This is a genomic window from Paracoccus sp. P2 (assembly GCF_046335115.1).
Lineage (GTDB): Bacteria > Pseudomonadota > Alphaproteobacteria > Rhodobacterales > Rhodobacteraceae > Paracoccus > Paracoccus pantotrophus.
In genome coordinates this window covers 72146-85123 of the sequence record NZ_JBGOSN010000010.1, presented here as the reverse complement: position 1 = coordinate 85123, position 12978 = coordinate 72146, and the positions used below count along the sequence as shown (strand labels likewise).

Annotated in this window: 11 protein-coding genes; 4 read left to right on the top strand and 7 right to left on the bottom strand. The window is 70.7% G+C overall.

Annotation, left to right across the window (positions count from 1 at the left end):
• Nucleotides 1–77 precede the first annotated feature (77 nt).
• Nucleotides 78–881 (bottom strand): type I methionyl aminopeptidase, encoded by an 804-nt coding sequence (gene map / locus ACDP63_RS08820; RefSeq protein WP_024845599.1) that lies wholly within the window; start codon nucleotides 879–881, stop codon nucleotides 78–80.
• A 125-nt stretch (nucleotides 882–1006) separates the two neighbouring features.
• On the opposite strand from map, the gene ACDP63_RS08815 reads away from it, so the two are divergent.
• Both ACDP63_RS08815 and ACDP63_RS08810 read left to right on the top strand, forming a co-directional pair.
• Complete coding sequence (locus tag ACDP63_RS08815) at nucleotides 1007–1747, top strand: competence/damage-inducible protein A (RefSeq protein WP_028710758.1); 741 nt, start codon at nucleotides 1007–1009, stop codon at nucleotides 1745–1747.
• Nucleotides 1744–2463, top strand: a complete 720-nt coding sequence (locus ACDP63_RS08810; protein ID WP_024845597.1) for a GNAT family N-acetyltransferase — start codon at nucleotides 1744–1746, stop codon at nucleotides 2461–2463. Before ACDP63_RS08815 ends, ACDP63_RS08810 begins: the two co-directional genes overlap by 4 nt.
• 24 nt (nucleotides 2464–2487) lie before the next feature.
• Here the strand turns inward: ACDP63_RS08810 and ACDP63_RS08805 are convergent, their stop codons facing one another.
• The 5 genes from ACDP63_RS08805 to cls form a co-directional block, all read right to left on the bottom strand.
• A complete protein-coding gene (locus ACDP63_RS08805; protein ID WP_024845596.1) occupies nucleotides 2488–2874 on the bottom strand; it encodes a hypothetical protein in 387 nt (128 codons plus the stop codon).
• A gap of 26 nt (nucleotides 2875–2900) precedes the next feature.
• Nucleotides 2901–3686 carry a DUF6478 family protein gene (locus tag ACDP63_RS08800; protein ID WP_024845595.1) on the bottom strand — a complete coding sequence of 262 codons (786 nt, stop codon included), beginning with the start codon at nucleotides 3684–3686 and terminating at the stop codon, nucleotides 2901–2903.
• Between the two features lie 11 nt (nucleotides 3687–3697).
• Nucleotides 3698–5431 carry a dihydroxy-acid dehydratase gene (gene ilvD / locus ACDP63_RS08795; protein WP_024845594.1) on the bottom strand — a complete coding sequence of 578 codons (1734 nt, stop codon included), beginning with the start codon at nucleotides 5429–5431 and terminating at the stop codon, nucleotides 3698–3700.
• Between the two features lie 69 nt (nucleotides 5432–5500).
• A complete protein-coding gene (locus tag ACDP63_RS08790; RefSeq protein ID WP_024845593.1) occupies nucleotides 5501–5824 on the bottom strand; it encodes a 4a-hydroxytetrahydrobiopterin dehydratase in 324 nt (107 codons plus the stop codon).
• 11 nt (nucleotides 5825–5835) lie between these two features.
• The gene (gene cls, locus ACDP63_RS08785) at nucleotides 5836–7263 is read right to left on the bottom strand and encodes a cardiolipin synthase (protein ID WP_024845592.1); all 1428 of its coding nucleotides are present in this window, start codon (nucleotides 7261–7263) and stop codon (nucleotides 5836–5838) included.
• 88 nt (nucleotides 7264–7351) lie between these two features.
• Between cls and accD the strand changes: the two genes are divergently transcribed.
• Together accD and ACDP63_RS08775 are read left to right on the top strand one after the other, a co-directional pair.
• A complete protein-coding gene (gene accD / locus ACDP63_RS08780) occupies nucleotides 7352–8284 on the top strand; it encodes an acetyl-CoA carboxylase, carboxyltransferase subunit beta (RefSeq protein WP_024845591.1) in 933 nt (310 codons plus the stop codon).
• A 16-nt stretch (nucleotides 8285–8300) separates the two neighbouring features.
• Complete coding sequence (locus ACDP63_RS08775) at nucleotides 8301–9569, top strand: bifunctional folylpolyglutamate synthase/dihydrofolate synthase (RefSeq protein WP_409927904.1); 1269 nt, start codon at nucleotides 8301–8303, stop codon at nucleotides 9567–9569.
• A 363-nt stretch (nucleotides 9570–9932) separates the two neighbouring features.
• Here the strand turns inward: ACDP63_RS08775 and ACDP63_RS08770 are convergent, their stop codons facing one another.
• Entirely contained in the window at nucleotides 9933–12920 is a 2988-nt protein-coding gene (locus ACDP63_RS08770; RefSeq protein WP_074990789.1) for a hypothetical protein, read from the bottom strand.
• Nucleotides 12921–12978 lie beyond the last annotated feature (58 nt).

Below are 12978 nucleotides of genomic sequence, written 5' to 3'. Positions count from 1 at the left end.
TTCACAAATACCCATGCGGCAGCGACGGTTGCGCGGTCGCATGGGTATTTCCGGAACGAAGAAGCCGGGCCGGGGACTCAGCCCAGATCGGGGAAGAACAGGCCCTTGGGCGACGGCGTGAAGATCTCGCAGCCATCCGCGGTGACGCCGATCGAATGCTCGAACTGGGCCGAGAGCGACTTGTCGCGGGTCACCGCCGTCCAGTCGTCGGCCAGAATCTTGGTCTCGGGGCGGCCCAGGTTCACCATGGGCTCGATGGTGAAGAACATGCCCTCCTCCAGCACCGGGCCCTTGCCGGGGCGGCCGAAATGCAGGACGTTCGGGGGCGCATGGAAGCTGCGGCCCAGGCCGTGGCCGCAGAAGTCGCGCACCACCGACATGCGGTTCGATTCCACATAGGACTGGATCGCCCAGCCGATGTCGCCGAAGGTGGCGCCGGGGCGGACGGCCTCGATGCCGCGCATCAGCGCGTCATGGGTGACCTGGATCAGCCGCCGCGCCTTGACGCTAGGCTTGCCCGCCACATACATGCGCGAGCTGTCGCCGAACCAGCCGTCCACGATCACGGTCACGTCGATGTTCAGGATGTCGCCGTCGGCCAGGATCTTGTCGCCAGGAATGCCGTGGCAGACGACATGGTTCACGCTGATGCAGCTGGCATGCTGGTAGCCGCGATAGCCGATGGTGGCGCTGGTGGCCCCCAGTTCCCCGACCCGGCCCCGGATGAAATCGTCTAAGGCGCCGGTGGTGGCGCCGGGCTGCACCAAGGGGCCGACCTCGTCCAGGATCTGCGCCGCGATCAGCCCGGCCGCCCGCATGCCCTGGAAGTCCTGCGGCTCGTGGATGCGGATCCCCTCGCGGGTCTGGCGTGCGTCGTTCATGGCGTCCCCTTGGCGTCGTCCTGCTGGTCCGCCTCCACAGATAGTCCCATGGCGCCACTTGTTCCAGCCCCTCGCGCGGACCTATACATTTGCGGACCGCAGCAGATCGCCAGAGGAACGCGCCGATGCAATCCGACAATCCCACCGCCGCCATCCTCGTCATCGGGGACGAGATCCTTTCGGGGCGCACGCGCGAGGGCAATGCCCATTACCTGTCGCAGGTCTTGAACAGCATCGGCGTCGACCTGCGCGAGGTGCGCATCGTCGGCGACGACCACGACCAGATCGTCGCCTCGATCAAGGCGCTGGACAAATCACTGGGCGGCGCCTGGGACATGCTGTTCACCAGCGGAGGCATCGGGCCGACGCATGACGACATCACCGCCGATGCCGTCGCCGCCGCCTTCGGCGTGGGTATCGAGATCAACGAGGAGGCCCGGCGCGTCATGGTCGAGCGCTGGCAGGCGCGCGGCGTCGAAGTGACCGGCAACCGCCTGCGCATGGCCCGCATCCCGCTTGGCGCGGCACTGATCCCGAATGCCCATTCCGCCGCGCCCGGTTTCCATATCGGCAATACCTATGTCATGGCCGGGGTGCCCGAGGTGTTCCGCGCCATGGTCGAGGCCATCGTGGACAAGCTGCCAACCGGCCGCCCCTCGGTCAGCGAGGCGCTGGAGGTGCTGCGCCCGGAATCCGACGTGGCCGACGAGCTGCGCGCCGTGGCCGATGCCTTCCCGGACCTGTCGCTGGGCTCCTATCCCTTCCAGAGCGGGCAGCGCTATGGCACCAGCCTGGTGATCCGCGGGCTGGACGGCAGGCGCGTCACCGATGCCATGACCCTGCTGCGCGAAAGGCTGGCGCTGTGATCGCCGATCCCGACCTGGCCCGCGCCTTCGAGACCACCTGGCCCGCCGCCGAATATGCGCCGGCCGGCGGCTTCCTGGTCGGCCGCGGCCGGGGCGGCGGCGGTCGCGTCAGCTCGGCCCGCGCCGCGCGGCCGGGCTGGACCGAGGCCGATATCGCCCGGGCCGAAGCCATCCAGCGCGGCTGGAACGAACGGCCGATGTTCCGCGTCGCCGATGACGATACGGCGCTGGCGCTGGCCCTGGCGGCGCAGGGCTTTCGCCATGGCACGCCGACCGCGATCCTGGCCGCCGACTGCGCCCGGCTGATCGCCCTGCCCGTCCCGCCGCTGACCGCCTTTGCGATCTGGCCGCCGCTGGCCATGCAGCGTGACATCTGGAACGACGGCAATGTCTCGGCCGCCCGCCAGGCGGTGATGGAGCGGGTGGCCCTGCCCAAGACGGCGCTGCTGGGACGGGTGCAGGACCGGGCGGCCGGCGCGGCCTTCGTGGCGCTGGACGGGCCGGTCGCCATGATCCATGCCATCGAGGTGGTGCCCGCCCTGCGCCGGCAGGGCGTGGCGGGCTGGCTGATCCGCACGGCGGCGGCCTGGGCCGAGGCGCAGGGCGCCACCCGGCTGGCGCTGGCGGTCGGCCGCGCCAATACCGGCGCCCGCGCCGTCTATGACCGGCTGGGATTCGCCGAGCTGGGCGGCTACGGCTATTGGAGCAAGGATTGAAGGGACAAGGACCGCGCGCGGCCTTCAGGCCGGCTCGGCTGCCAGCCGGCGCAGCTCTTTCTTGAGCAGTTCCAGTTCGCTGCGCATCAGGCTCAGCTCGGCATGCAGGTCGCCGTCCAGGATCTCGCCCGCAACCAGCGTCAGGCTGGCCAGGCGGCGGGCACCGGGCCGGGGCGGCTCGCCCTCGGCGCCCCCATCCTCGAGCAGAAGGAAGCTTTGCGCGCCCTCCGACAGCCGCTCGGCCGGGATCGCGGCGGCGACGCGCCAGCGGCCGGGGGCTTCGGCGGCCAGGCGGGCTTCGGCCACGCGGCTGCCCATATGCACCAGCACCAGCCGGCCCGGCTGGGCGTCACGGTGGATCACCCCCTGCCAGATCCCGCTTTTCAGCCCCAGGGATTCAAATTCACTCATTAAAAACATCCTTGGTCAGCATCGGGTCAGAACTGGGCTCGCAGATGGCGCGAGAAGAACAGCTCGCGGATCTCGACCGCGTTCATGCGCGGCGCCTCGAAGATCAGGTCCAGCCAGATCTTTTCCAGCCGCTTTTCGTTCATCGGAATATAGGCAAGGTCGAACTCGGTCACCTGCCGACTGTAATGGCCTGCCTCGAAGCGGCGCAATTGCAGCGTGGCCTGGTCGGTGTTCGGGCCATGGCCGATGTTGAGCCGCGCATAAACCCCCAGCGCGCGCTCGGCGAAGATACCGGTTTCCAGCCGCAGGATATGGCTGCGGGTCAGACCCTGCAACGCGCTTTCGGGCAGGTCGATGGACAGCGACAGGAAACTGCCGGCAAAGCCGAACACCTCGAGCCGCATGCCAAAGGGCGACAGGTCGGTCGCGCCGTCATTGGCCAGCTGTTGCAGGATCAGCGCGCTTTCGGGGCAGTCGTGCCAGACCGCCGCCCCCTCGCCCAGCCGATCCCCGCTCTCGGGCCCGGCCAGCCCGCGGGGCGAGACCTGCCCGGCCATGAAGCCGGGGCGCCAGCGCCAGTCGGTGCCGCCGGGCAGGTGCAGCGCGTCCAGCGCCGCGCGCGAACGCGACGCGTGGCGATCGGCGCCGATCAGGAAACGATCGAGGCTGCCACGCAATTCCCGCGCCTCGTCGCGCAGACGGCTCAGGCGGGCGGGGTGCAGCCTCTCGACCCTTCCGGCCAGCGCCGTCCATTGCCGTGCCGCCCGTTCCCGGGTCTTGCGTTCAAACCATTTACCAGGGCGTATTGCCATGCGTCCGCCTGTTACTGATCCATGTAGACGTGGGTTTCGGCGGCCGCACCCGGATGGGTCACGGCGCCGTAGCGGGCCTTGCCGACCAGCTGGGCGTATTTCCACAGCGCGCCCGAGGCATAATCCGTCTTGCGCGGCCCGGCCCATGCGGCACGGCGCCGCGCCAGCTCCTCGTCGCTCAGCGCCACGGAGATCTCGCCCCGGATCGCGTCGATGGTGATCATGTCGCCGTCGCAGAGCAGGGCGATGGGGCCGCCATGCGCCGCCTCGGGGCCGACATGGCCGACGCAGAAGCCGCGCGTCGCACCCGAAAACCGCCCGTCGGTGATCAGCGCCACCTTCTTGCCCATGCCCTGCCCCGAAAGCGCCGCGGTGGTCGCCAGCATCTCGCGCATGCCGGGGCCGCCGGCCGGGCCCTCGTTGCGGATGACGATCACGCAGCCCTCGCTGTAATCGCGGCGGGTGACGGCCTCGAACGCCTCTTCCTCGCATTCGAAGACGCGGGCGGGGCCGGTAAAGACCTGGTGTTCGGGCGCCATGCCCGCGACCTTCACGATGGCGCCGTCGGGTGCCAGGTTGCCGCGCAGCCCGACCACGCCGCCGGTCCTGGACAGCGGCGCCGTCACCGGATGGATGACCTTGCCGTCGATGTCGCGGTCCACCAGATCCAGCTCCTCGCCGATGCTGCGGCCCGAGGCAGTCAGGCAATCCTCGTGGATCAGCCCGGCGCGGCGCAGCTCGCGCATGACCACCGGCACGCCGCCGGCCTCGAACAGATCCTTGGCGACGTATTCGCCGCCGGGGCGCAGGTTCACGAAATAGGGCGTGTCGCGAAAGATGTCGCAGACGTCGAACAGGTCGAAGGGGATTCCCGCCTCATGCGCGATGGCGGGCAGGTGCAGCCCGGCATTGGTGGAGCCGCCGGTGCAAGCCACCACCCGCGCCGCGTTTTCCAGCGACTTGCGCGTCACCACGTCGCGGGCGCGGATGTTCTTTTCGATCAGGGCCATCACCGCCTCGCCCGAGGCCAGCCCGTATTGGTCGCGCGATTCATAGGGCGCCGGCGCACCCGAGCTGTTCATCAGCGCCAGCCCGATGGCCTCGCTGACGCAGGCCATGGTGTTGGCGGTATATTGCCCGCCGCAGGCCCCGGCCGAGGGGCAGGCCACGCGCTCCAGGATCTCCAGCTCGGCATCGGACATGTTGCCGGCCGCGTGCTGGCCCACCGCCTCGAACACGTCCTGCACCACCACGTCGCGGCCGTTGAGCTTGCCCGGCAGGATCGAGCCACCATAGATGAAGACGCTGGGCACGTTCAGCCGCACCATGGCCATCATCATGCCCGGCAACGACTTGTCGCAGCCGGCAAGCCCGACCAGCGCGTCATAGCAATGCCCGCGCATGGTCAGCTCGACCGTGTCGGCGATGGCATCGCGCGAGGCCAGGCTCGAGCGCATCCCCTCATGCCCCATGGCGATGCCGTCGGTGACGGTGATGGTGGTGAACTCGCGCGGGCAGCCGCCGCCCTTCTTGACGCCCTGCTTGACCGATTGTGCCTGCCGGGCCAGCGCGATGTTGCAGGGCGCGGCCTCGTTCCAGCAGGTCGCCACGCCGACCCAGGGGGAATGGATCTCTTCCTCCGAGATGCCCATGGCATAGAAATAGCTGCGATGCGGCGCGCGGGCCGGCCCTTCGGTCACATGGCGACTGGGCAGGGTCGACTTGTCGAAACGGCTGTTCTTCATGGCTGCATCCTCCGGCTGGATTCTGGATAGGCCCAGCCCGCCCGCGGAGCAAGGGGCTGGCGCTCGTGCCTAGCCCAGGGCGGTATCCAGCCGGGCGGCCATGATCAGGTCGTTCATCGTCACGCCGCCGGCCGAATGGGTGGCATAGGTGACGCGGGCATGGCCCCAGCCAAAGGCGATGTCGGGATGGTGCCCGGCTGCCTCGGCCTGCCAGGCGGCCAGGTTGGCCAGCTGCGCCGCCCGCCTGAAGTTCTTGAAGCGCCATTCGCGGCAGATCGACTTGCCGTCCTCGGCCAGGCGCCAGTCGGGCAGGTCGGCCAGCGCCCTGCGCAATTCGTCCGGCAACAGCGCCGGCGCGCCCTCCACGATCTTGTCCTTGCTGCGGTCCGTCATCGCTTCCTCCGTCACAGGATCGGCGCCGCCAGCGCCAGAAGGTTGTTGCGCAGCCGCCGCCGGATCGACCAGCCGCGGATCTCGTCCAGGTGGATCGGGCGGGCGCGGTCGATATAGCCCTGCTGGCGTTCATCCAGCCGCTCGGTGACATCGCCGCCCAGGAACAGCATGTTCATCTCGTAGTTCAGCTCGAAGCTGCGACGGTCCATGTTGGCGCTGCCCAGCATCGCCATGCGCCCGTCCACGGTGATGATCTTGGAATGCAGCAGGCCGTCCCTGAACAGCATCAGCCTCACCCCGGCCGAGACCAGCCCGTAATAGAACCCTTCGGAGGTGGCCTGCACCACCAGCGAATCATTGCGCTCGGGCAGGATCACGGTCACGTCCACGCCCCGCCGCGCCGCGGTGCGGATCGCCGAATCGAGCGAGGCGTCGGGCACGTAATAGGGCGTGGTGATCACCAGCCGCTCGCGCGCGGCATGGATCATCGTCACCATGCAATCCGACAGCGAGCCCTGGCGCTCGTCCGGGCCGGTGGCGACGACCTGCGCCACCTCGCCCGGCGCGGTGACGGGACGGGTCATGCGCAGCATCTCGCCCAGGTCTTCGCCGGTATAGCTCATCCAGTCCTGCAGGAAGACCGCCTGCATCTGCCGCACCACCGGCCCCTCGATGGCCAGGAAAACATCGATCCAGGGCGCATAGCGCGGTTTGACGGCAAAGGCCCGGTCCGAGCAGTTGCGGCTGCCGGTAAAGCCCAGCACATGGTCGATCACCACGATCTTGCGGTGATTGCGCAGGTCCATACGCTGAAAGAGGCCGCCGATCACCGGGATGCTCAGCGGCAGCGCCTCGACGCATTCGACCCCCGCCGCCTTCATCTGCGCCCAGGCATCCGAGCGGCCGAAGGCGCGCGAGCCGAAGGCGTCGATGATCGCCCGCACCTTGACGCCACGCCCCGCGGCGCGGATCGCCGCCTCGGCCACGGCCCGGCCCGAGGCATCGTCGAGCCAGATATAGAACAGCATGTGGACATGTTCGTTCGCGCCGTCGATCGCCTCGACCAGCGCGGCGATGGCGCTGTCGTCCTCGGGCAGCAGCGCGGCGCGGTTGCCGGCCACGGCGGCAAAGCCGGTCGTGGCGTGATTCGCCTTGATGACCGGCTCGGCGAAATCGGGCAGGACCTTCAGTTCCTCGGGGCTGGGCTGCCACAGGCCCGACAGGCGCGAGCGGACATTGGCCATGGTCTCGACCTCGGCGCCGCGCATGCGGATCTCGCCGAACAGCACATAGGCCAGGATGCCGACCAGCGGCACCAGTTCGATCACCAGGATCCAGGACAGCCGGACCGTCGGCTCAAGCCGCGGGCGCAGCAGCACGCGCACCGAAACGGCCAGCGCAGCTGCGTAATGCATGAACACAAGGGCTTCGGTCCACATGCCGCCATGAAAGCCCGGACAGCGCGGAATTGCAATTCGGCACCGCTTTGCATATCTGAGCCCCTGAACGCAGCGCAGGGGGCCGCCGATGAACTGGATCACCAATTATGTCCGTCCGCGCATCAATTCGCTGTTCTCGCGCCGCGAAGTGCCCGAGAACCTGTGGACCAAATGCCCGGAATGCGGGACCATGCTGTTCCACCGCGAATTGTCGGACAACCTGAACGTCTGCACGAATTGCGACCATCACCTAGCGATCAGCCCGCGCAGCCGCTTTGCCGCGCTGTTCGACGGCGGCGTCTTCGTCGAGGTCAAGGTGCCCGAGCCGGTCGCCGACCCGCTGGGCTTCCGCGACCAGAAGAAGTACCCCGACCGCATGAAGGCCGCGCAGAAATCCACCGGCGAGAAAGAGGCGATGCTGGTCGCCGAGGGCGAGATCGGCCGCACCCCCATCGTCGCCGCCGCGCAGGACTTTTCCTTCATGGGCGGCTCGATGGGCATGTATGTCGGCAACGCCATCATCGCCGCGGCCGAACGCGCGGTGAAGCTGAAGCGGCCCCTGGTGCTGTTCTCGGCCGCCGGCGGCGCGCGCATGCAGGAGGGCATCCTGTCGCTGATGCAGATGCCGCGCACCACCGTCGCCGTGCAGATGCTGAAAGAGGCGAAGCTGCCCTATATCGTCGTGCTGACCCATCCGACCACCGGCGGCGTCACCGCCAGCTATGCCATGCTGGGCGACATCCAGATTTCCGAACCGAACGCGCTGATCTGCTTCGCCGGCCCGCGCGTGATCGAGCAGACCATCCGCGAAAAGCTGCCCGAGGGCTTCCAGCGCGCCGAATACCTGCTGGAACACGGCATGCTGGACCGGGTGACGCATCGCAAGAAGCTGCGCGAGGAACTGGTCTCGATCCTGCGCATGCTGGGCGGCCTGCCCGCGCCGGTGGTGGGCGACCTGCCCGCACCCGGCACCATCGCCGCCCCGCGCGCCGAGACCCCGGCCGACAGCCCATCCGCCTAGGCCGGACGACATCGCGATGACCTCCTCCGACGCCATTCTCGCGCGGCTCATGCAGCTGCATCCCAAGGTCATCGACCTGTCGCTGGACCGGATGCACCGCATCCTGGCCGCACTCGGCAACCCGGAACGCCACATCCCGCCGGTGGTCCATATCGCCGGCACCAACGGCAAGGGCTCGACCCAGGCGATGATCCGCGCCGGGCTGGAATCGGCCGGCAAGCGCGTCCATGCCTATACCTCGCCGCATCTGGCGCAGTTCCACGAACGCATCCGGCTGGCCGGAGAGCTGATCTCGGAAGCCGAACTGGCCGCGGCGCTCGAGGAATGCGAGGCCGCGAACGCCGGCGCGCCGATCACCTTCTTCGAGATCACCACCGCGGCGGCCTTCCTGGCCTTCTCGCGCACGCCGGCGGATTACACGCTGCTGGAAGTGGGCCTGGGCGGCCGGCTAGACGCGACCAATGTGATCGAGGCGCCGGCCCTGACCGTCATCACCCCCATCAGCATCGACCATACGCAATACCTGGGCGAGACGCTGGCCGAGATCGCCGGCGAAAAGGCCGGGATCATGAAACGCCGCGTGCCCTGCATCGTCGCCCCGCAAGAGGCCGTCGCCCGCGAGGTGATCGAGCAGAAGGCCGAGCGGCTGTTCGCGCCGCTGCGCATCGGCCGGCAGGACTGGGACAGCCGGCGCGAGGGCGACAGCCTGGTCTACCAGGACGAACACGGGCTGATGGACCTGCCCCTGCCCGTCCTGCCCGGCCCGCATCAGATCGTGAATGCCGGCACCGCCATCGCCGCGCTGCGCGAGCTGGGCTTCGGCCGCATCGAGGCCCGCGCCGCAGTGACCGAGGTCGAATGGCCCGCGCGCATGCAGCGCCTGAACCATGGCCCGCTGGTCGAGGCGGCGGGGGCCTGCGAATTGTGGCTTGACGGCGGCCACAACCCGGCCGGTGGCGAGGCGGTGGCGGCGACGCTGGCCGCCCTGCCCCGCCGGCCGGTGCATCTCGTCTGCGGCATGCTGAACACCAAGGATGTCGCAGGCTACATGCGGCCGCTGGCCGGCGTCGCGCAAAGCCTGACCGCCGTGGCGATTCCCGGCGAACCGAACACCCTGCCAGCCGAGGATACTGCCGCGGCCGCAGCCTCGGTAGGGCTTGCGGCCGGCACCGCCCCGGATACGCTGGCGGCCGTCAGCCGCATCGCCGCAGACCAGCCCGGCGCGCGCATCCTGATCTGCGGCTCGCTTTATCTTGCCGGGCAGGTGCTGCGCCGGAACGGCTGACCCGGCGGGCGGTTCGTACCCGTCCCGGCAACGGCAAGGGCGGGCCGCGGTGCGCGACCGCCTGGACGGCTATCACGCGGGGCCTCTCGGCGCGTTGACGGCGACGATCACGCCAGAAGCAGTGGACACCAAGCGAAGCGGCCCGCCTTCGGCCCGGCAGGGGCCATGGCCGCGCCCAGCCCCGACAGGCGCCCGGGCGTTCCCGCAACGGCCAGCGGGGCGCGGCGCGCAGGATGCGTCCCCAAGCCACGAAACCATCCCGCAGGCTGGGCCACCGCCCGCCTTCGCGTGGCGGGACCGCTCCTGCCGCTTGGGCAAGGGCCGGGCAAGCGACCCGGAAAGGCGCCGGCCAGCGGACCCTGGTCACCGCCCGTCCAGCATCCTCAATTCGTGGGTGCGGCCCGCCTTGACATAGGTCAGCCGTCCGTCGCCGATGGAGTTGATCGTGCCGCCGTCGATGCGGTCGCCCAGCCGGACCGTCACCACCTTGCCGCTGCGCAGCCGGATCAGCGCCCGGCTGGCCTTGCCGGCGCCGATGATGCCGATGACCGTGGTGCGGCCCATGTCGATGCCGCGCGCCTGCGTCGCCGCCTTGGCCACCGAGGCCGAAGTCGTACCCTTGGGCAGGGCATTGGTGGCGATCTCGGGCTCGTTGTCGATCTCGGGCGGCTTGTAGTCCTGGCGTTGGGCACGCGCGGCCCGTTCCTCGGCCTCGGCCTGGGCGCGGGCGCGGGCTTCGGCCTGGGCGCGGGCCTCGGCCTCGGCCTTGGCATCGGCGGCGGCGCGGGCGCGGATGCGCGCCTCGGCCTGGGCCTGCAACTGCTCGTCAAGCTTGCGGCGGGCGGCCAGTTCGGCCTCGCTGGGTCCGGCAGCGGCGGCTGCGGCCGCCGCCGGCGCGGCGTCGGGGGCCGAGGGCGCGCGCTCGCCCCGCCGGGGCGGCAGGGGCGAGGAGGCCAGCGCCGAAAGCTGTACCCCGCCCGGCGTGGTGGGCGATGCCGCGACCGCGGCCGAGATGGCCGCCTCGACCGCATTGCCCGAAACCCCGCCGCCGGCCGGGGCGCCGGGACGGGCACGGGGACGGGCCGAGCCACGCAAAAGCCCGCCCGAATCCTGGGCGGGCGCGGCGGCGCTTTCGACATGGTCGGGTTTGTCCGGTGGCGGCGTGGTCGCCGATCGCAGCGCGGCGTCGATGGCCGATGGTCTGACGGCATCGCTGGCCGAGCCGGGCTTGCGCTGCGGCCGTGCCTGAGCCAGCCGCTCGCCGCGCAGCGGGGATTGCTGCATCGCCAACCCATTGCGGCCCAGGTCGCGGATAAGGTCGCGCAAATGCCCCTGCTCGGCCGGGGTCAAGTCGTCGGCGGGCAGGCCCGCGCCCGGAACCTCGGGGGTCGAGCCCTCGGGGCGCGACGGCGGCCGGGCCGAACCGCGCAGCATCGCATTGCCGGTCGCGGCGACGGGCTGGACCTGGGCGGGGGCCGATACCGGCGCCGCCGAGGCGGGCGCCGGCGCTGCGGGGCGGCTGCGTCCGGGGGGCCGCGCGCTGCCGACGGGTTGGACGCGGGACCGGCTGGCCTCATAGGGCAGCGGGTCCGAGGGCACGCGCGGCGCGGTATCGGCGCGCGGCACCGTGGTTTGCGGCGTGCTGCGGCGCGGCGCCAGCTGCGGCCGGGCCGAACTGGTCAGCGGAGCGGCCGCTGGGCCGGGCCGGGCCGGCGCGGCAGCGGGGGCCGATCTCGCGGCGGGCAGCGTGGCGGCCGCTGCGACGCTGGCGGTCGTGCTGTCCTGCGTGCTGTCCTGCGCGGGGGCGGGTTCCGGCGCCGGGGCAGCTGCGGTGACCTGCGCCGGGGGCGGCACCACGGCGGCCGCGACCGCGGCAGCGGCGACCATGACGCGGCGCCGCTCCTCCTCGGTCAGGGCCGAGGGCGGCGCGGGTGCCGGTGCGACCGCCACGCGCTGTTGCGGTGCCGCGACAGGCTCCAAGGCAGGCGTCGGCGCAGGATCGGGCTCGGTCATGGCGGTGGCGGGCTGAGAAGCCGCGGGCGCGGGCTCGGCGATTTGCACCGGGGCCTGTTCGGCAGGCTGCGTGGCCGGTGCGGCAGGCTGCGTGGCCGGTGCGGCAGGCTGCGTGGCCGGTGCGGCGGCCGCAAGCTGCGGCTCCTGCCGATCCGGCACCAAAAAGGCCCAGATCAGGATCAGCCCGACGACCAACGTGCCCAGCATCGCGATCAGCCCGGCAAGGCCGCCGCGTTCGCCGGGGCGGCGGGGCTGCGCCGGGGCGCTGCCCGCCGGCCGGGGGCTGCGGCGGGCGTCGGCCGCGCGTTCATGCACGGCACGGGCCCGCGGGTTCAGCGCGGCACCGGCCTGAGGCGCGGCGGCAGACCGTGTGCCGGGTCCGGCCTCTGGCGCCGTAGCCGCGGCCGCGAAAGCCGCCGGCTGGTCCGGGTCCGCCGCTTCGGCGATTCCCGAGGCATCGCCTTCCTCCGGGGTGGCGGCCTTTTCATCGGCCGCGGGAAACGAGACGGGATCGGGCGCCCCGATCAGGGATGATTCCGTTTTTTCGTCGTCATTCCCGGTGAATACTTCGGCATCCTCGGAAAATCCCGCCACGGTTTCTGGCTCTGCCGGCGGGGCCGAAACCTCCTCGGCCACGTCGGCTTCCCCGTCGGCCGCCGGCGCGGGCTGGGCCTGGGAGGGGCTTTCCGCGGCTGCATCCTCCAACGCCTCGTCGCCGTCGCCGTCAAGATCCAGCGTGTCCTGCGCTGCGTCCGGTTCTTCCTCGATCAGCAGCGCCGAGGCCGTCACCCCGGCCTGCGCCGGATCGACCTGCGGCCGGCTGCGCGCAGCGGCTTCCAGCACGAAGACCGGCTCGCCCGGATAAAGCCCCGCGGCCGGCGCGGCACAATAACCCTGTCCTTCGAATCCGTATTGCCGGGCGAAATCGCGGGCCTCGCGCAGGGTCTGGCGGGCCACGGCGGCAACGCGGACGCTGTCGCCCTCGCCCTGCCAGTCAAAGGCCAGATCCTCGATCGCATAGGGGGTCAGCCCGTCCAGCGCGCGCCCCACCGCATGGTCGCGGTCCGCGCCGGGCGCGACGGTCAGCGTCGTGTAAAGGATCTGGTCGTCGGGAATGATCAGGACGACGGGCAGCACCGCCTCGGTTCCGGTGGCCATGCTGCGCAGGCGCGCAAGCTCGTCGTGAAAGTCCGGCGAGGCGAAATCGACCGAGCCCAGGTGCCGCCAGGCCGCCGGAGCGGCGCCGCCCTGCCCCTGCGGGCCCCGCTCGCGACGTTCCAGATGCACGGCATCCTCGCTGAAGGAGAGGGCGTATTCGGTGACGGAATCAAGCGACATCGACAGGCTTTGCTTTCGGTTCCGGGCGCCCTGGGCTGGCCCGGACGCATCTTCGTGA